At 59.8% G+C, this 17544-nt stretch carries 19 protein-coding genes and 1 tRNA gene; 6 read left to right on the forward strand and 14 right to left on the reverse strand.

Annotation, left to right across the window (positions count from 1 at the left end; all coding sequences use genetic code 11):
• The first annotated feature begins 24 nt into the window (after positions 1-24).
• Complete coding sequence (locus tag V5279_RS22230; protein WP_338700982.1) at positions 25-321, forward strand: hypothetical protein; 297 nt, start codon at positions 25-27, stop codon at positions 319-321.
• Positions 322-353: 32 nt separating this feature from the next.
• Here the strand turns inward: V5279_RS22230 and V5279_RS22235 are convergent, their stop codons facing one another.
• On the reverse strand, positions 354-626 hold the full coding sequence (locus tag V5279_RS22235) for a hypothetical protein (protein ID WP_166205102.1): 273 nt from the start codon (positions 624-626) through the stop codon (positions 354-356).
• A 325-nt stretch (positions 627-951) separates the two neighbouring features.
• Between V5279_RS22235 and V5279_RS22240 the strand changes: the two genes are divergently transcribed.
• Positions 952-1287 carry a hypothetical protein gene (locus tag V5279_RS22240; RefSeq protein ID WP_338700984.1) on the forward strand — a complete coding sequence of 112 codons (336 nt, stop codon included), beginning with the start codon at positions 952-954 and terminating at the stop codon, positions 1285-1287.
• 800 nt (positions 1288-2087) lie between these two features.
• On the opposite strand, the gene V5279_RS22245 is transcribed toward V5279_RS22240, so the two are convergent.
• A complete protein-coding gene (locus V5279_RS22245) occupies positions 2088-2285 on the reverse strand; it encodes a hypothetical protein (protein WP_338700985.1) in 198 nt (65 codons plus the stop codon).
• A gap of 165 nt (positions 2286-2450) precedes the next feature.
• Here V5279_RS22245 and V5279_RS22250 point away from each other — a divergent pair, with 165 nt between their 5' ends.
• The gene (locus V5279_RS22250; protein ID WP_338700986.1) at positions 2451-2642 is read left to right on the forward strand and encodes a hypothetical protein; all 192 of its coding nucleotides are present in this window, start codon (positions 2451-2453) and stop codon (positions 2640-2642) included.
• 9 nt (positions 2643-2651) lie between these two features.
• Here V5279_RS22250 and tnpC read toward each other — a convergent pair whose 3' ends face one another.
• The 5 genes from tnpC to V5279_RS22275 all read right to left on the reverse strand — a co-directional run bounded on the left by tnpC (position 2652) and on the right by V5279_RS22275 (position 7532).
• Positions 2652-4130, reverse strand: coding sequence for an IS66 family transposase (gene tnpC / locus V5279_RS22255; protein ID WP_338701230.1), 1479 nt, complete (start codon positions 4128-4130; stop codon positions 2652-2654).
• Between the two features lie 122 nt (positions 4131-4252).
• A complete protein-coding gene (tnpB, locus tag V5279_RS22260) occupies positions 4253-4609 on the reverse strand; it encodes an IS66 family insertion sequence element accessory protein TnpB (RefSeq protein ID WP_176529066.1) in 357 nt (118 codons plus the stop codon).
• A complete protein-coding gene (tnpA, locus tag V5279_RS22265) occupies positions 4606-5031 on the reverse strand; it encodes an IS66-like element accessory protein TnpA (RefSeq protein ID WP_224924235.1) in 426 nt (141 codons plus the stop codon). The genes tnpB and tnpA overlap by 4 nt, the downstream gene beginning before the upstream one ends.
• 1051 nt (positions 5032-6082) lie before the next feature.
• On the reverse strand, positions 6083-6289 hold the full coding sequence (locus V5279_RS22270) for a hypothetical protein (protein WP_338700988.1): 207 nt from the start codon (positions 6287-6289) through the stop codon (positions 6083-6085).
• A gap of 79 nt (positions 6290-6368) precedes the next feature.
• Positions 6369-7532 carry a calcium-binding protein gene (locus V5279_RS22275; protein ID WP_338700990.1) on the reverse strand — a complete coding sequence of 388 codons (1164 nt, stop codon included), beginning with the start codon at positions 7530-7532 and terminating at the stop codon, positions 6369-6371.
• A 783-nt stretch (positions 7533-8315) separates the two neighbouring features.
• Here V5279_RS22275 and V5279_RS22280 point away from each other — a divergent pair.
• On the forward strand, positions 8316-8624 hold the full coding sequence (locus tag V5279_RS22280; protein ID WP_338700991.1) for a hypothetical protein: 309 nt from the start codon (positions 8316-8318) through the stop codon (positions 8622-8624).
• A gap of 1085 nt (positions 8625-9709) precedes the next feature.
• On the opposite strand, the gene V5279_RS22285 is transcribed toward V5279_RS22280, so the two are convergent.
• A complete protein-coding gene (locus tag V5279_RS22285) occupies positions 9710-9865 on the reverse strand; it encodes a hypothetical protein (protein ID WP_338700992.1) in 156 nt (51 codons plus the stop codon).
• Between the two features lie 19 nt (positions 9866-9884).
• Between V5279_RS22285 and V5279_RS22290 the strand changes: the two genes are divergently transcribed.
• A complete protein-coding gene (locus tag V5279_RS22290; RefSeq protein ID WP_338700993.1) occupies positions 9885-10880 on the forward strand; it encodes a hypothetical protein in 996 nt (331 codons plus the stop codon).
• Between the two features lie 143 nt (positions 10881-11023).
• Here the strand turns inward: V5279_RS22290 and V5279_RS22295 are convergent.
• Positions 11024-11100: transfer RNA gene (locus V5279_RS22295), tRNA-Lys, on the reverse strand.
• A gap of 146 nt (positions 11101-11246) precedes the next feature.
• On the opposite strand from V5279_RS22295, the gene V5279_RS22300 reads away from it, so the two are divergent.
• Complete coding sequence (locus V5279_RS22300) at positions 11247-12518, forward strand: tyrosine-type recombinase/integrase (RefSeq protein ID WP_166205095.1); 1272 nt, start codon at positions 11247-11249, stop codon at positions 12516-12518.
• 13 nt (positions 12519-12531) lie between these two features.
• Here V5279_RS22300 and nthB read toward each other — a convergent pair whose 3' ends face one another.
• From nthB to metE, 5 genes are all read right to left on the reverse strand, one after another.
• Positions 12532-13149, reverse strand: a complete 618-nt coding sequence (gene nthB / locus V5279_RS22305) for a nitrile hydratase subunit beta (protein ID WP_166205094.1) — start codon at positions 13147-13149, stop codon at positions 12532-12534.
• 24 nt (positions 13150-13173) lie between these two features.
• Positions 13174-13767 carry a nitrile hydratase subunit alpha gene (locus V5279_RS22310; protein ID WP_338700994.1) on the reverse strand — a complete coding sequence of 198 codons (594 nt, stop codon included), beginning with the start codon at positions 13765-13767 and terminating at the stop codon, positions 13174-13176.
• Between the two features lie 95 nt (positions 13768-13862).
• Positions 13863-14918, reverse strand: a complete 1056-nt coding sequence (locus V5279_RS22315) for an aromatic ring-hydroxylating dioxygenase subunit alpha (RefSeq protein WP_338700995.1) — start codon at positions 14916-14918, stop codon at positions 13863-13865.
• A gap of 7 nt (positions 14919-14925) precedes the next feature.
• Complete coding sequence (locus V5279_RS22320; RefSeq protein WP_166205090.1) at positions 14926-15123, reverse strand: hypothetical protein; 198 nt, start codon at positions 15121-15123, stop codon at positions 14926-14928.
• Positions 15124-15182: 59 nt separating this feature from the next.
• Complete coding sequence (gene metE / locus V5279_RS22325) at positions 15183-17528, reverse strand: 5-methyltetrahydropteroyltriglutamate--homocysteine S-methyltransferase (protein WP_338700997.1); 2346 nt, start codon at positions 17526-17528, stop codon at positions 15183-15185.
• Between the last annotated feature and the right edge of the window lie 16 nt (positions 17529-17544).

A 17544-nucleotide genomic window follows, 5' to 3' on the forward strand; every position in this document is an offset into this window, starting at 1 on the left:
GACAATTACGGGTGATGCTACAAAGTGCTTGCAGGAGTGCTGTGCAAAAAGCAAAAGGAAGGAATTTTAGAGATCGGCTTTTTTTCAATGTCATTACAAAAGCAAAAGATCACCAAAGACCAGCTTCATGAATTGATCCTGGAACGGTTTGGATTGACCGCCTTCTTTCAAATCAGCGAGGACAAACGGCTCGGGTTTCGCACAACTGTGGTTGCCGCGCCGCAGGATCTCTATGAATTACATTATCGGCTCGAGCGCATCTGCAGAGAGCTGCGCTCGAAATTTGAGTTGGTTGCCGAGTTGGAGCGCGATCGAACGTAGTCGTCTGAACAGCTGTTGTTGCAATGTGCATCTCATAATCGCTCTTTTATGAGACGTCGCTTGAGCGCGTCGAGACTGACCATGGTGATGGCCTCATCCAGCAGCTCGAGGCGCGCTTTGAAGATTGCAATGAGGCTGAGGTTGTCCTCTCGGCTGGAAACAAGCGGTCTGCGTGTAGCCGCGGTGTAGATAGACCGGAGGCCTTGAAGCGCCGCTAGGTTACCTTGGGTAATGTAGCCATCCACCAAGATGACGAAGGCAGGACTGTACTCAGTCGCCGCTTCGCCATTTCTGTCGTCGATCATTCCTCAAGGTCCCAATGATGCGCGCGCCCGCCCCGGTGCAGTCGCATTCTCTCGACGTGCTTTCTTTAGATCAAGCGTTTTGGTCGTTTCATCGTGGCTCACCCGCAATGCGTGTGTAGATGAGGGAAGGTGGAAAATACGAGCACTTGCCTACTATGCAGTTTGTGCCAGGAGGCATGTCCCAAATTGACCACCATCAGCGTTAGGTCGGGCCGCCGATTAGCGCTTGCGACCTACAATTGAGGACGGGGCCTTGTCAGTAAGCACCTTGGCCGCTTTAATGGAATGATTGTATTACGTTAATCATTTTAGTTTGGGTTTTCCGATGAACGCCATAGAGCAAATCATCGCTGGCTACGTGTCGTTGAAGGATCGCCGAGCGCTGGAAGAGATCAGAGACCATCGCAAGCGGCTGTTTGACGACCTTCAGACCAAGAGCGTTCCCGGTTTCCAGCCATTGGTCTTGAGCGACATTCTTCGCGAGGAGATCGACCTCATTGAAGCGGCATTGGCTCGCTTCGATGATGATCGGGCAGTTTCCGCGAGCGACAGCCTGGAGCAGATCGAAACCAAGGCTACGGTTGGCGACGATGAACGCAGCCAGCCTAACGATCCAGGACCGGAGGATGATCAGACCTTCATCTCATCAGAGCATCAATGATATCGGCGGAAGCTACGCCGATCCTATCGTCTCCTTGCTCCTCGCGGATATTCAGCGGATGGCACGCCGCGTGACGCTGGGCCTTCGATGCAACTTGTAAAAAGTACGCCGCCGGGCCCGAAATGGTTTGTCCCGGCGGCGCCCTGTTATTTCCAGCGCTGGGGCCCTGAATTCCCAGTATCAATAGCCTAGCAGGGCTTGCGCCAAACGACTGTTGCTTGGCTCACACAAGCGTTTGGAGGAAGAGCCGGCGCCAGGGCCGCGCGCCAGCTCCTCCCGAAACGTGACCGTACTCTACTATCCCCGTCGGTCCCGTCCCTCCGGGAAGCCTGCGCCGACCTGCTTGCTGATTTGCTAATGGCCTCGCTTGGCCAGCCAATTCAGACGGAGAATAGATATCGTTTTTCGGCGAGCCGGGCGGGAGTAATCCTACCCATCACGATACCCAGCCAATTGCGGACCTGGTGTGGACACGAGCACAAGTTGTGTGAGCGACCATGTGTTGTGCAGCAAGTAGGTGACTTAGCTCATGAATTGGTGAACGCGGAGGGACTCGAACCCTCGACCCCATGACTAAAAGTCAAATCAGGCCGCTTCGGCTATGCGCGCGAGAATCTATTCGCGCTCAGCCAGGCGCTGCCGTGATTGCCTGGCTCAGCCGCCGCAGCTTCATGTGACGCCCGAGGGGCTACAGGTCCTCATTCGGTGGCACCCGGTGAGGGGACCCCGGCGGCAGCAGCTCCGCAAAGCGGATTTCCGACCGTCGGCGCCACGATTTCCAGTGTACCATCCTCACCGCATTAACTTGAATAGCTCTTCACTTCGCTCAGCCGCGGCTTGGTGCCGGCCGGCATGTGCTCGAGTAGCATGTGCCTGGTGCCGACCGCGATACGGTCGCGTTGGATGTCGTCTTGCTCGGCGCGATAGGCGCGCATGTCCGCAGCGAACTGGCGGGCGATCTCTGGCGGGATTTCGAGCGGTTTGCGCGTGATCGGCATTGGTCGAAATATCTATACTTGGGCTCCGGGTGTGTGCGTAAGTTCACAGAAGCATCGCAGGCCGGGTGCTATGTATTTTCGTGAGGATTATTGCAGTCGTTCATATTGCCGATTGGTGAGGCCGAACCGCGCCCCTTTAACTATTCAACCAGTGAGGAGGCGGTCATGTCCGCCGACACAAAAGCTGATGATTGGTTTATTGCCGCACACCATTTGAAGGTAAATTCGTCGACGGGCACCGCGTCGATATCGTTCAAGATTGGCAGCAGAAAAGCTAACATCGCGGCGCTTCTAGGTTGCGCCGGGCCAGTTTCTGGAGGCGGCGTTTCAGACACGGACTTCGCACTTGATACGTAAGCGTCGTTCTCAGGCCACAGCTTTGAGGTCTTGACGACAATAGGCCCACGGAAGCAGCTGATCGATGTCGCTGTTTGGATGGCCGTTGACGATCCTGGTGAGGGCGTCGGTCAGGTAAGCGAGCGGATCGACGTCGTTCAGCTTACAGGTTTCGACCAGGGAGGCGATGGTGGCCCAGTGCTCGGCGCCGCCGTCGGAGCCTGCGAACAGCGCATTTTTCCGGTTCAGCGTGATCGGACGGATCGAGCGCTCGACGACGTTGTTGTCGAGCTCGATGCGGCCGTCATTGATGAAGCGCGTCAGGCCCTCCCAGCGTGAGAGCGCATAGCGAATGGCGTCGGCCAACTTGCCCTTTTGGCTGATCAACGCGAGCTTTGCGCGGAGCCATCGCTCGAAGGCTTCCGCCAGCGGCCGGATTTTCTGCTGCCGAACGAGACGGCGCTCCTCGGCGCCGCGACCACGGATGTCCTTTTCGACGGCGTAGAACTCGGCGATATGCTTGAGCGCCTCGCTGGCAATGGGCGCGGGACCGGGTGTGGCAAGTTCGTAGAAGTTACGTCGCATGTGCGACCAGCAGAATGCAAGTTGGACATCGCCACGCTCGGCGAGCTTGCCATAGCCGGCATAGCCATCGACCTGCAGGATCCCTTCGAAGCCTGCGAGATGGGCGATCGGCCGATCGGCTTTGCGATCGGGGGCATAGACATAGGCAACGCCCGGCGGATCGGCACCGCCCCACGGCCGGTCGTCCGCTGCATAGGCCCAGAGCTGACCGGTCTTGGTGCGCCCGCGGCCGGGATCGAGCACCGGCATCGTCGTCTCGTCGGCGAACAGCTTTGGCCGTTGCCTGAGCTTGCCGAGCAGACGGTCATGCAGCGGACGCAGGTGGAAGGCAGCTTGTCCTACCCAGTCCGCCAGCGTCGAACGATCGAGCTCAATGCCCTGGCGGGCGTAAATCTGCGCCTGCCGGTAGAGCGGCAGGTGATCGGCATATTTGGAGACCAGGACGTGGGCGACGGTGGCCTCGGTCGGCAATCCGCCCTCGATCAGCCTAATCGGGGCCGGCGCCTGCATGACCCCGTCCTCGCAAGCCCGGCAGGCGTATTTGGGACGCCTGGTCACGAGGATCCGGAACTGCGCCGGGACCAGGTCCAGCCGCTCGCTTCTATCCTCGCCGATCCGGTGCAACTCGCCCTGGCAACAGGGACAGGTCTTGCCCTCGATGTCGACGACGACCTCGATCCGCGGCAGGTGCATCGGCAAGGCGCCACGGTTGCCGCGGCGCGTGCGAGCCCGCGCCTCACGGCCTTCAGGTGCGCTCACGTCCTGTGCCGTCTCGTTGTATGCGGCAACCTGCTCGACGTCTTCCAAGCCCAGCAGCATCTGATCTTCAGGCAGCGTCTCTGCCCGCCGGCCAAACCGATGCCGCTGCAATTCCTTGATGATCTGACGCAGCCGTTCGCTCTCGCATCGTTCGGCAAGCAGCATCGCTTTCAGCGTCTCGGGATCGTCAGGCAGGGCGTCGCTCACACCCAATTCAGAGCATATTCGCCGCCATCTGGCGACGCGTCCGACGCTCCTGATTCATTTCGCCGCAGCGCTGCCAACAGCTATCCGGCCTGCGTTGGCGTCGACGTCTCCCGCGCCTCATGCACAAGCCGCCAGTCGAGCCCTTCCAGCAGCGCCGACAATTGCGCCGCCGACAGGCGCATCACGCCGTCCTCGATCTTCGGCCAGCGGAAGATCCCATCCTCGAGCCTCTTGGCGAACAGGCACAGACCCGTTCCGTCCCAGAACACCAGCTTGATCCGATCCGCCCGCTTGGCCCGGAACACATAGACAGCTCCCGAGAATGGATCTGCCCGCATGCTCTCGCGCACCAGGGTCGCGAGCCCTTCCATCCCCTTACGGAAGTCCACCGGCTTGGTCGCCACCATCACCCGGACCGCACCCGACGGACCGATCACCGGCTCGCCTTCAGCGCCTGGACAATCGACGCAACCATCGTCGTATCCGCACCACGACCGGCCCGGATCATGATGCCGTCGACTTCGATCTCGATAATCCCGGCATCGCAACGGCGAGCCCGGGTATCCGCTTTGGCCTTGCAGCGCACCGCTTTGCGCTCCCGGTCAACAGCGGGCGCCGGCACCGCGGCATCCACCACCGCCGGCACAAACTGTACTTCTTCTATTGCGGAATGACCGCCTGCTGCTTCTCGCAACTGACGTCGCCAGCCAAACAACTGCTGCGGTGACAATCCATGCCGTCGGGCTACCGAACAGACCGAGTCGCCGCTCGCCACGATCTCCGCAACGATCCGCGCCTTGTCCCCATTGCTCCACTTCCGCCGACGGCCGGCTCCGGTGAAGACTTCAAGCCGCCGCACCGGCTCCGTGATAGCACTATGCTCTGTGTCCATTCTAAGCCTAACGGTCCAAACCGAACCGCAGACTCGCAGATCACCCCGTCATCCGGAAGGTGGCCGCTGAACAGCGCTTACCTTGATACGCAATTTATGCGGAGCATTGGCGGCCCCTGGTCATTGAAAAACATTAAAGGGCATCGCGGTGATGTCTCGCAAAACGTGTCGTTTCTGCCCGATGAATTGTCTGGCGTGGCATTCAATCCGAGCGGGAGTGTCATGTTCAACTTCGGAATACCAAACACGATTCCAATGACCTTTACGATCAGGGGCCAGTGGATGGTCAAGATGATCCTCAATCTTGGTACGACCTTCGTACTCTAACGGGACCGGTCCTCAGCTGGTTCTAGCCAGACACGCCCTTCGCGAAGTCGATCACTTCGCTCCAGTCCAGGCGTGTATCGACCCATCCGATCGCACGCGGTGCACCTGAGGTGCGCCGAGATGTCGTACCATCCCAGTCCGGAAGGTCGGCAAGCTTTAGCCGGCCGTTGTACTGCGCGTCGTGGGTGTGGAGAACTCCGGGTGACGTTCCACAATCTCAAAGACTCGAGCGGATCAATCCTTTTTAGGCACCGGTTGATCGCATCTCGCTTCGTTGCAGAGGATGGATCGATAATCCGAGCTCACTTTGTCTTGAGTAGGCTCACCGGACGGCGTCAGAATCACCCCATCGGCGCCCCCGGAGTTATGTGTCCGTACTTGGCCATAAATTCTGACCTCGTGGGATTCGCGGACGACTGTGACCATACCCCAGTTCGAACGTTGGCCGTCTTGGCTTTCAACTATCACCTCGGATCTTCGACCAATCGGCGGACAGCCTCGGTGGAGTGCAAGCCGTGGTTTTACGGGCCCCAAGTGTGAACTGGTTCACAAATGTTCAGTGCGACGGCTGCTAGAGCCTAATCGGCTGGGGGATTTCAGGGGCCCAGTCACAGGCGCCGTCGGGACAGCTCATTTCGAGCCCGGCGGCGTAGCTTTTTCAGGGGCGCGAGCGGAATGCAATCCGGCTCAGTCATCGCATCCGCTCGAATAACTCTTTGACTTCGTTCAGCCGCAACTTGGTGCCGGTCGGCATATGCTCGAGGAGCATGTGCCGGGTGCCGACTGCGATCCGATCGCGCAGGTTGCCGTCCCGCTCGGCGTGATAGGCGCGCATGTCCGCTGCGAACTGGCGGGCGATCTCGGGCGGGATTTCGAGCGGCTTGCGGGTGACAGGCATCTTTCGAAATCGCTGTATTCAAAACGCCGGGACTCGCCATTTGAGCCCCGACGTCTTTTTCGTCCCCATTTTCTCGGTACTAACCCACGATCGCGAAGTTCGATGCGGTGAGCGTGCTAGCCGTAGCCCCGTTAAGCCAAACTGCTGTGTCATCGTCGATCTGTACGACGAAGTAGGCGCCATTTTGGTAAGAGTGCGACAGCACATCCGCAAAAGAGTGCAATCCTGTCTTAAACAGCTCTACGGCATCAGTAGCTGAATTCCAGTCTTGAACAACCGCAACACCGGGCACGTCCTCCGTCTCGAAAACATCCTGGCCACCGCCACCAAAGAAGTAGTTCACGCCTTGGCCGCCGTCGAAAAAGTCGTTGCCTGCGCCTCCAAGGAGGACGTCGACACCGAGGCCACCGAACAGCGTGTCGTTGCCGTTGCCGCCATATTCATAGGAGGTGCCTGCTGGGCCGAGGTTGAGAATTACGTCGTTGCCATCGTCACCGTTTGCGACGGTGTAATTCGCGCGGTTGTAGAATTCAATTATATCATCGCCGGCGCCCCCGTAGACATTGGCTCCTCCAACCGAAGTAGAGATGTCGCTGGCCACCACAATCCAGTCGTTGCCGTCGCCACCCTCCAATAGATCGACACCGCTATCGCCGAATATGGTGTCGTTGCCCGCGTCTCCGTAGATCGAGTCATTGCCGTCGCCGCCATAGAGCCAATCGTTGCCGGCACCTCCAAACAACAGATCGTTGCCTGTTCCTCCGTACAGGGTGTCGTTTCCGCCACCGCCAAAAAGACCCGGGCTAACGCTTCCACCTCCAGCGACCGTGATGTTCGATCCTGAGTCGTCTCCGTTACCACCGTAGATTAAGTCGGCGCCCCAGCCACCGAACAGGGCATCTCTGCCATCGTCTCCACTGATTTCTCCCGCGGTCCAAGTCAACGGGTTGAAAGTAGGAGCGACTATATAATCATCGCCCATGCCTCCATATTGAAAGTCCTCAGCGGAGATGTTTGTGTTACCCTGCAAAACGTCGTTGCCGTCACCGCCGTACATCGTCGATGGAGGAGAAGTGCCACCGTAATATTCCGCAAGCCTGTCGTCGCCTTGTCCTCCGTCAAGATACGTGGCACCAACGTAGTCCGCGTTGAGAGTGTCATTGCCGCCGCCGCCATAGAATGCTGCGCTTGTGGAATCGATATAGTTGTCGTTACCGTCGCCGCCGTAATAGGTCGTCGCCATAAAACAATTCTCCAAAATCCATTAAACAATCATCCCCCGACTCGTTCGCGCGTTCGAGGTCGCCCGCAGCCTAGCGCAACCTCGGCGCGCGAGGAAGCGAGGCACGCGCGTGGCCGGGGATTCTACGGTGGCGAAAACGAAAAACAGAAGCCCACTTCGGGCCGTCAACCGACACCCTTTGCAAAATTGATGACTTCTCCCCAGTCCAGGCGAGTGTCGACCCATCCGACCTTGCCACACGCCGTGCACTTGAGGTGCGCCGAGATGTCGTACCAATCCCAAACCGGAAGATCGGCGAGCCTCAGCGGCGCATTGTGGTGACGGCAGCCGACGCACAACACCAGCGCGGTTGCCGGTGAACGGCGCCAGGGACCGAAAGCACGCCGAGGCGTATCGCGAGATGGAGGTCCATCTCTGTGACTGTTTGCGGATGGCTCAGATCACGGCAGGCGTGATGTCCGATACCGATGACGGGACCGATCCCAAGCTGGTCTTTTCGAGGGCCTTCAGGAGCGATATATGACGGACTTCGATGCGAACGCTTCGAAGGTGAAAGAGCCTTCGACGGGGCGCACATGAAGCGCCGTCGACGATCGCAACCGGAAGGGCAACCGGCGAGGGCTCTAATCACGATCCGCCGGCTTCACCACCGGCGGGTTTCGTCCCGCAATTCCGGCCAACACATGGTTCCGGGAACCGCGGCCGTAACGTGCGATTAACCGCGTCACGCGGGGACAGCCGACGGACATAATTGGCCCGCAATGATTGAGGAAATGGCCAATCATGTTTGTTGTGTATTTTCATCAGCGGCGAGCTGCATTCGCCGCGGGGATGTTGTTGTTGGGCCTGTCCCTTTGCGGCTGTGCGACCTCCACTGGTTCATCGCTGATGGATGCCCGGGCCGAAATGCCCGCGCGCCCCAAACCAGGCACATATCTCCCGGTCGAAGATTTGCCGCCGCCGCGCAAAAAACCCGCCATGACGGCTGACGAACGATCGAAGCTTCAGGGTGAACTGATGGCCGCGCGCGACCGCCAGGCGGCGACTGCCAAAGCCCAAGGTGGACCGATCACCGATCCCGTGAAGCCGTAGCCAACGGCGATCCACGACCATCGGAGCGCTTGACGTCCGTTCGTTTGAGGGCGCCTGATGCGGTACGATGAAGAAGGCTCGCCAAGCTACCGCGTGCTCAGTCACACTTGCTCTCGTGGGGCTCTGTGTGACTAGTTGCGCCAGATCAGAGCGCGCCACTGCGCCTCTCACTGGCGAGCCATGGGCGCGAAACCTCGGTGAGTTGCCTCCGCAGCGAACGTCCGCCGACGATGAAGTCTCGCGCGCGAAGGCGGACCTGACTGCGGCGCGAGAGAGAGCGCAGCGATAGGGCCGCAGGAAACGAGTGAGCTACGTCCCCGCGCATTCCTTTGAGGCGGACTTACTGTCAGCCCCTGCGCTCAGCGCGAGCATCGAAATAGATGATCACCGCTAGTGTGGCTCCTACAGCCAAGACGCCAACGCACCCGGTAATCAAGAATATCGCCACCATCGCGAGGTCAGTATTTCTACGGGCATCGGTGCGAGCAATTCACGAATAATTAGCGCCTGGAATACTGCCGACAATGCGTCGGATTGCTTGGACGATGTGGCGACGACGGCACAGTTTTACCTGGACAATGGTGTTAATCCGCCAACATACGAACGACGGCAGGAGTGCATCATGTCGGGATCCGATAGTTGGAACGGAGCAGAGAGATCGTGGCCTCGTCTGCGCGATGAGCAGCGGGTTGACGGCTATCATCAGTTCGACGGCGGCTTCTCGCGGCCGACGCAGAGTTCAAAAACAGTGATTTTGGATCGAGACAATCCGCCCGTTCGGCATAGCCGTTCTGATCCCTGAAAATCGGGATCGGTCCACAGCTATACACAATCGGGATCCGTTGCCGCGTCGTCGACGATGGTGCAAGCTCCAAGGGTGGATCCTAGCGAAAGCCGGAACCCACCCCCGTCCGGAGAGCCATCTCGGTGGGGAATGGAGGGCCGGCGACGCAACCGCCGGCCTTCTGCTTTTCACCGAGCGAATCCATCGTAGGCGACGGGCGCCCGCTTGATTTCCGCGCCGCGCGCGCTCGATTGCGGCCGGTTTCAAACCAGGCAGGCGCGGCGGCCGTTCAAGACCACGCTCATCGCATCAACTCGAATAGTTCTTTCACCTCGCTCAGCCGCAGCTTGGTGCCGGCCGGCATGTGCTCGAGCAGCATGTGCCGTGTGCCGACCGCGATCCGGTCGCGTCGAATGTCGTCCTGCTCGGCGTGATAGGCCTGCATAGCCAACGACAAGTTCGGCTTTTTCGACGGAATGGAAATCGTGGAGCTTGAGAGGCTGCATGATGACCGGAATCGTTGCGCACATCCCACTTATCAAGCATCTGAGCAACCTTACGTCCCTAGCGCGGAGTTGGCCCGCTCTCACCTGGTTCATGCTGTTCGATATGTGCTGGCGCGAGCGCCGGTGCAGGGTAAGGCTGCAACGGTTCAGGTTATGCGGCTCGTGGAGTCGACTTACTTCCCGCTCGAAGTTGAGAAGGCGAAGGTGCAGCTGCGGTCGGCCGGTCTTGATCGCGCGCGCGAAAGCTTTGTGCGATCCGTGATTGACAGCCTTGTCTATGGGTACTTCGAAGGCGGAACAGGGCTGAGAGGGCGGCAGCAAGTGATCGTAGCTATTCGTGCAATGGCGGAGCTATATCCGAACGTCTGCGAGCCGCGTATTCGTCGCGCCCTTAACTCCCTTGGACGCACCGTTCAAGACGCGCTTCAGGGCTTCTTCTTTGGCTTGCTTAAGGGCTACCAACGGACATGGGATTTGCTGGAGGCCGACAATCGAGATCGCGTTAGGGAGGTGCTGCGACAATCGTCGGACGAGATCGCGCAGTATGCTATCCCCATCGCACTCGACTATTTGGACTTGCAGGACACGTGCGCCGAGAGACTTAAACGTCTTCCGCTCAAGGAACTCGTCGTCGTGGCCCAGATGTCCAAGCACCCGATGGTGATTGAGGCAGGGGTCAACCTATACTGCTCGTCGAAGTCTTTCATCGATGCAAATGTCAACTACAAGGTGGTCGAACCTTCCATAGACGATCTGAGCCCGGCCCAGATTCGACGCATCTTGGTCGCGACAATCGCTGAGTCGGCTGACCTTCTGGGTGCGCACAGTTTTCGTGCCTTCTGCGTTCATGTGTACCAACACGAAAGACTCCCCCGGGCCGAAATAATCGACACGCTCAAAGAGAATGGAGGGGAGTGGATCGCGCGTGATCTGACGCGTGGGGCGGATGGGACGAGTCCGTTTTAATGATGCGGCCTCTGGCGGAAAATGCCCGTTGTTGCTCGCTCGTGTTCGGATAACTTGTTACCCCCACGTTACCCGGAAGGTCCAAAGGCGTTAGAGCGCGTGATTTGTTTGCTTTGATTTGTGAGTGATATCAATCTGTTGTTTGGTGAGCGCGGAGGGACTCGAACCCTCGACCCCATGATTAAAAGTCACGGAATGACCGAGCCGAATGTTCCTGCTCTTTCTTGAACATAGCCTCGATTCCTGATATTCATACAGTTGAATCAATGGCTTATGAATTTCCCATTGATGCCAGAACGTTCCCGCTGATGCACACTTTTTCCTATCTTGAGTGTGCACAGAGTGTGCACACTGAGGCGAAGGGTCATGAAAGTCAGGATCATCAAGCGAAGTGTCGATGCCCTTTCATCGGGCGACATCATTGCTGATGACGAGGTGAGGGGCTTCGTTGCTAGGCGGTTGGCAAGCGGAGTGGTCACCTACGGTTTTCGGTATCGGGACAAGACGACGAACAAGCAGCGATGGGTCGGTCTAGGGCTCCACGGGGCGATTACGGCTGAGCAGGCCCGCACCCTCGCCAAGAAACGGGCGGGCGAGGTCGCCGACGGCCGGGATCCGGCAGCCGAGTTGGAGGCATCCCGCGCGGAAGCAGCTATGGCGAAGTTGGCTGAGGCCAACACGGTGAATGTCGTGATCGACCGTTTTCTGTCGGAGTACGTCAACGGCGCCGACGCTCTTCGGAGCGCTGATCAGATCGAACGGGCGTTCGAAGTCTATGTGCGACCTCGAATCGGAACGAAATCGATCTACGAGCTGGAGCGTTCCGACATCCAGACGATGCTGGGAGAAATTTCCAAGGAGCACGGCCCCGTCATGGCGGACCGTGTTCTGGCCTATGTTCGCAAAGCCTTCAATTGGCAGATGATTGACGATGACAAATTCAATTCGCCCATCGTCCGTGGAATGGCTCGAACCAAGCCCAAGCAGCGGGCACGCAAGCGCACGCTGTCTGATGACGAGATTCGAGATGTTTGGACGGCTCTCGAAACGGCTGAAGTTCCTGAGTGTTATCCGCGGCTTCTAAAGTCGCTTCTGTTCAATTCGGCGCGTCGGAATGAGTGCTCCAGGATGCATTCGATCGAAATCGAGGCCGATATTTGGGTTATTCCGGGAAGCCGCTACAAGACCAAGCTGGATCATGCTCTCCCGCTCACGGAAGCTTTCCGAGAACTGATCGGCGAGAAGCCGGCCGGTTGCCGCGGCAATTCTTGGTTCATCTTTTCTACGACCAATGGTGCGCGGCCGTTCAGTGGGTTTTCCAAGGCCAAGAAGGTCCTCGACGCTGAGATTGCCAAGCTGCGAAAACGCGCGGGCCGACCTCCGATGACTCGCTGGACGCTGCACGACCTGCGTCGCACGGGCCGGTCATTGATGAGCCGGGCAAAGGTCTCCAGTGATCATGCGGAGCGAGTGCTCGGCCACGTTATGGGCGGAGTGCGTGAGACCTACGATCGTTACGAATATCTGGACGAAAAGCGAGAGGCGCTAGTCAAATTGGCCGACTTGCTCCGGACAATCGTAGGTCAGCCCACCCCCAAGGCCGACGTAGCGTCTTCGGTATCGTTGGCGGCCGCGTGACGAACCTGATCTCTTATTTTTCGCGCTCCAGATAGCTCTGGAATACGCCGACATGGACTAGCGCCGAATCGGCTGAGTTCGGCCACAAGTCCTCTGTGCGGAAGGCGACGTCGAAGGTCGGCTCGTCAGCGGCTTCGACACCGTGGGCATGCGCATCGGGGAACGGATATCGCGGAGATTCGCTCACCACGATGCCGGGCTTCCCTCGGATGTAGCCAGGCATCCGGACGTGCCCGGCGAAAAAGTCGTTTTTGACGCGGACGCGGTCGCCCCGCTGAAAGGTCTCGCGGTCGGGCAGGTTGGTGCGGCCGGGTGCGCTCGGCTCGGACAGAGGTACAGTTCCCTGAGCCAGGTGCTCCAGCTCCTCGCGGCTCACGATGCCCTTCTCAACGCATAGGGTCAGCAAGCTAGTCAGCGATCGCTCATAGTAGCTGGCCGAAAGATAATAGCGCGCGGGCATGCGCTCGATCGCGTGACGATATTCATCCATGTTGAAGATACCGCGCCGGACGGCCATGCCGTACAACGCGTTAACTCGCTTTTCCCAAGCGGCGTGGAATGCCGGAGCGCCGGGCGCGTAGCGTATCGTTCCGAAACCCTGGCGGCCGCCAAGATCGTGAATGCCGTCCATCGTTCACCTCATTCCGCAGGGGCGTTACAGCCGCGCGACGCCAATCATGGATTCCTTGGTCGCGATGTCGATCAGCCTGTCTTCAGGCCAGCCGACGGTCTCCGGCGGTTGGACCGGGATCACCATGTAGCGGGTATCGGCCGTCGTATCCCAGACGCGGATCTCGATTTCGGGCGGCAGATCGAGGCCCATTTCCCGCAGCACCGTGCGTGACTCGCGGACCGCGCGGGCGCGGTAATCGAGATCCTTGTACCAGTCGGGCGGCAGTCCGATGATAGTGAAGGCGGTGCAGGAGCACAGCGTGCAGACGATGACGTTGTGAACGGTCTCGGTGTTCTCAAGCGCCACCAGATGGCGATGATGCGCCGGCATGCTCAGACCTAGTTCGGTGACGGCATCCTTGCCATTCGCAAACAGCCGCTGACGGAAGGCGGGATCGGTCCACGCTTTGGCGACGACCCGGCCGCCATTGCGCGGCACCCATTCCTCTTCGGCTGCATGGGTCATGGTCTCGATGAAAGGCTTGGGCTCCATGCCCCGCTGTTCGAAGACGGCTTCGATCGCGGCGACCCGGTTCTCGACGGGGGCAACTTGCGACGGGCGGGATTGGGTATTCATGGGGCTTGCCTCCGACCAACGTCCGAAACGACGACCAAGATTGACACAATGGACACGCCCTTACCAGCTTCCGGACAGGCAAGCTGGCGGGCAAACTAACGCGGGTTTCCACAATCGCGCAGAAGTGTTCGTAATTCCCGTATCGGCGGAAAGACCTCCTGATTCCAGTCGGCGCCTTGTTCGTCGAACGCGGCTTGCTCCATCTCAACGATTTCGCAATCCTCGGCGAAAACGCGATCGGTGAACCAGGCGAGGACCGGCCACGCCAGATCGAGCACTCCGGGAATTTTGGGCTTACGCACCGACAGCACGATAAAGGTCCGGTTGCGGCGCTGTTCGGCATCGACTGGCGTGTACCCCAGCCACACGCTCAAAACTGGCTTGTCGTCGCGGGTCCACATGCGGAGCGTCTGATAGGGGTAATCCGTCCGCACCGTCATGAGGTCACGCGCCGTGCGGGCGCTGCCGCGCAGGCTCCCGACAATCACCGTCTCGCCGAGCGGCGGCTTCTGATCCGGACGAGCGAAGCTGTAGTCGACCTCCATCCAACCGTCGCCCTTGCGGCTAGCAAGGTAGCGCGGCGTGACCTTGCCTGTGGTGCGGCGGTGCAGGAACTGATGGTTCATGTCCATCAGGTTCTCGTGCATGAACGTGTAGTGGCAGCGGACAATCTTGCCGAACCGGCGGCTCTTGTACCCCGGCTCGGCAGCGTGCCCGATCTGTGCGAGCGGATCGGCCGCCGGCGCGGTGCCCGGCCAGACGAAAATGATGCCATTGCTCTCGAAGCAGGGATACGACCTGACGCCGTTGGGCAGCTTGCCCTCGCCGAGATAGGGGACATCGACGCATTGGCCCGAGCCGTCGTAGCGCCAGCCGTGATAGCAGCAGCGTACGGTGCAGCCATCAACGGTACCTTTCGAGAGCGGCACCTGACGGTGCGCGCACCGGTCTTCCAGCGCAAACACATCGCCTTCGACCGGGCGAACCAGCACGATGGGCTCGCCTGCAAAATGCCCAGCGAAAGTCCTGCCGGGCTTTAGTTCATGCGACCACGCGATTGGATACCAATAATCCGGATGGGATCCGACTTTTCGGAGGTCGGAATGCGAGCGGGATGCGGTCGCCTCAACGCTGAGATTTCCAACTGTCATTGCCTGATCAAGCGGCTCCTGTCGGCCCGAGGTGCATGGTCATGATCTGCTCGGGTGTCTGGGTGACTTCGACACGCTCGGCGTCGCCGCCGACGAAGGCGAGGATGGTTCGCTCGCCGTCATGCCACATGCTGCCGACAAGGGCGATGTTGATGTGGACGGGCTTGTTCGTCTCGTGTCGCGTACATTCGATCCAGAAGCGCATCGATGACCTCAATGAAATGATGGAGCGCGCGATGTATCCGCGCGCTCCGGGAGCATGCCTCAGGAGGCGTGCCGCATTTCGCGTGCGGCCGCCACCATGTTGACGAGGGCAGGGCGCACCTCTTCCCATTTGCGGGTTTTTAGGCCGCAATCCGGATTGATCCAGAGCTGGGAGTCGGTCAGCCGCTTGCGCGCGAGCGAGAGCAGCTCGGCCATTTCGCTGACCTCCGGAACGCGGGGCGAATGGATGTCGTAGACGCCGGGCCCGATCTCGTTCGGATACTTGTAGGTCTTGAAAGCGTCCAGCAGTTCCATCTTGGAACGCGACGTCTCGATCGAGATCACGTCCGCATCCATGGCGCCAATCGCGTCAATGATGTCATTGAACTCCGAGTAGCACATGTGGGTGTGGATCTGGGTCTCGTCGGTCACGCCGGTCGAGCAGATGCGGAAGCTTTCGACGGCCCAGTCGAGATAGGTTTTCCATTCCGACTTCCGCAGCGGCAGGCCCTCGCGCAGGGCAGCCTCGTCGATCTGGATCATCTTGGCACCGGCCTTTTCGAGGTCAGTCACTTCGTCGCGGATCGCGAGCGCGATCTGCCGGCACGCCTCGCTGCGCGGAATGTCGTCGCGGACGAACGACCAGTTCAGGATGGTCACCGGTCCGGTGAGCATGGCCTTCATTGGCTTCTGGGTCAGCGACTGCGCGTAACGCCACCATTCGACCGTCATCGGCTTGGGGCGGGAAACATCCCCGAAAAGGATCGGCGGGCGGACATAACGTGAGCCGTACGACTGGACCCAGCCGTGCTTGGTGAAGGTGAAGCCCGACAATTGCTCGCCGAAATACTGCACCATGTCGTTGCGCTCGAATTCGCCATGCACCAGCACGTCGAGGCCAATTTCCTCCTGCCAACGTACGGCGCGGGCGGTTTCTTCCTTGAGGAATTGCTCGTACTGCGCATCGCTCATCGCGCCCTTGCCATGGGCGGCCCGCGCATTGCGGACTTCCGTGGTCTGCGGGAACGAGCCGATCGTCGTGGTTGGGAACGCTGGCAGCCCGAACCGCGCGCGCTGCAATCCAGATCGCTTCGTGAAGACGTTCTGGCGCCGGCGCATGGCGTCGTCGATCGCCATCATCCGCTTCGCCACGTCGGCATTGTGAATCTTCGGCGACGTCTCGCGCGAGCGAGCCGCGGCGTCCGATGCTGCCAGCGCGTCGGCGACCTTGTCCCGGCCGCCGGCGAGCGCCGTGCCCAGCGTGGCCAGTTCGGCGATCTTCTGCACCGAGAAGGCAAGCCAGCTCTTCACGTCCGGATCGAGGCTGGTTTCCTGTTCGAGGTCGATCGGGACATGCAGCAGCGAACAGGAGGGCGCGATCTGCACCCGGTCCAGGCCGAGCTTCGCGACCGCCGGTTCCAGCCGCTTCAGCAAGGCGGAAAGGTTGGAGCGCCAGATATTGCGCCCGTCGATCGCACCGAGCGACAGGGTCATTCCCTTCGGTGCGGCGCTGACGATCTTGTCGAGTTGCTCCGGCGCGCGCACAAGGTCGATGTGAAGTCCGGCGACCGGCAGCGATAGCGCGGTATCGGCGTTGTCGCCCAGGCTGCCGAAATAGCTGGCGAGCATGATCTTCAGGCCCGGCACCATTTCCGCCAAGAGCGCGTAAGTCATTTGAAGCGCGCCCTGGGTCTCGCGGTCTGCGTCCAGCACCAGGCACGGTTCGTCGATCTGCACCCATTCGCAGCCTTCGGCGACGAGTTGCTGCAAAACCTTGACGTAAACCGGCAGCAGGACTGGCAGCAGCGATAGCGGGTTCAGCGCCGCGTCCTTGCTCTTGCCAAGCCTGAGGAAGGTCACCGGTCCGAGCAGGACGGGCCGGGTTTTGTAGCCGAGCGCCTTGGCCTCCCGATATTCATCGACCGCCTTGGAGGAGGATAGCTTGAAGATCTGGCCAGCGCTGAATTCGGGCACCATGTAGTGGTAATTGGTATCGAACCACTTGGTCATTTCCTGCGCAGGCACGCCGTGTGAAGAGCCGTGCGCGTGATGCGCATGACCGCAGCTTTCATCGTGTTCGGAGCCCTGCGCGCCGCGGGCCATCGCGAAATAGGTCGCCAGCGACACATCGCCGCCTTTCCAGCCGTACACTTCCGGAATGGCGCCGACCATCACGCTGGTGTCGAGCACCTGGTCGTAGAATGAAAAATCATTAGACGGGATGACGCTAACGCCGAGGGACTTTTGGCGGGCCCAGTTGGCGGCGCGCAGGCCGACGGCCGTTTCACGCAGCGCCCGCTCGCTGGATTTGCCGGACCAGAAGCTTTCGAGCGCCAACTTGAGTTCGCGGCGCGGTCCTATACGCGGTGTTCCAAGTGTTGCGACGGGAAGTGAAGAAATAGACATGGCTTACCCCGATGTT

This window comes from Bradyrhizobium sp. 26S5, assembly GCF_036923295.1.
In the GTDB taxonomy this organism is placed as follows: Bacteria; Pseudomonadota; Alphaproteobacteria; order Rhizobiales; family Xanthobacteraceae; genus Bradyrhizobium; species Bradyrhizobium septentrionale.

What these genes read in the sequence shown, in the direction of transcription:
- V5279_RS22235 (WP_166205102.1), bottom strand. Translation starts at nt 626, where the DNA reads ATGATCGACGACAGAAATGGCGAAGCGGCGACTGAGTACAGTCCTGCC.
- V5279_RS22290 (WP_338700993.1), top strand. Translation starts at nt 9,885, where the DNA reads ATGGAAATCGTGGAGCTTGAGAGGCTGCATGATGACCGGAATCGTTGC.
- V5279_RS22315 (WP_338700995.1), bottom strand. Translation starts at nt 14,918, where the DNA reads ATGACAGTTGGAAATCTCAGCGTTGAGGCGACCGCATCCCGCTCGCAT.
- tnpC (WP_338701230.1), bottom strand. Translation starts at nt 4,130, where the DNA reads ATGCTGCTTGCCGAACGATGCGAGAGCGAACGGCTGCGTCAGATCATC.
- nthB (WP_166205094.1), bottom strand. Translation starts at nt 13,149, where the DNA reads ATGGACGGCATTCACGATCTTGGCGGCCGCCAGGGTTTCGGAACGATA.
- V5279_RS22275 (WP_338700990.1), bottom strand. Translation starts at nt 7,532, where the DNA reads ATGGCGACGACCTATTACGGCGGCGACGGTAACGACAACTATATCGAT.
- V5279_RS22320 (WP_166205090.1), bottom strand. Translation starts at nt 15,123, where the DNA reads ATGCGCTTCTGGATCGAATGTACGCGACACGAGACGAACAAGCCCGTC.
- V5279_RS22310 (WP_338700994.1), bottom strand. Translation starts at nt 13,767, where the DNA reads ATGAATACCCAATCCCGCCCGTCGCAAGTTGCCCCCGTCGAGAACCGG.
- V5279_RS22270 (WP_338700988.1), bottom strand. Translation starts at nt 6,289, where the DNA reads ATGCCTGTCACCCGCAAGCCGCTCGAAATCCCGCCCGAGATCGCCCGC.
- V5279_RS22245 (WP_338700985.1), bottom strand. Translation starts at nt 2,285, where the DNA reads ATGCCGATCACGCGCAAACCGCTCGAAATCCCGCCAGAGATCGCCCGC.
- metE (WP_338700997.1), bottom strand. Translation starts at nt 17,528, where the DNA reads ATGTCTATTTCTTCACTTCCCGTCGCAACACTTGGAACACCGCGTATA.
- V5279_RS22240 (WP_338700984.1), top strand. Translation starts at nt 952, where the DNA reads ATGAACGCCATAGAGCAAATCATCGCTGGCTACGTGTCGTTGAAGGAT.
- V5279_RS22300 (WP_166205095.1), top strand. Translation starts at nt 11,247, where the DNA reads ATGAAAGTCAGGATCATCAAGCGAAGTGTCGATGCCCTTTCATCGGGC.
- V5279_RS22280 (WP_338700991.1), top strand. Translation starts at nt 8,316, where the DNA reads ATGTTTGTTGTGTATTTTCATCAGCGGCGAGCTGCATTCGCCGCGGGG.
- V5279_RS22250 (WP_338700986.1), top strand. Translation starts at nt 2,451, where the DNA reads ATGTCCGCCGACACAAAAGCTGATGATTGGTTTATTGCCGCACACCAT.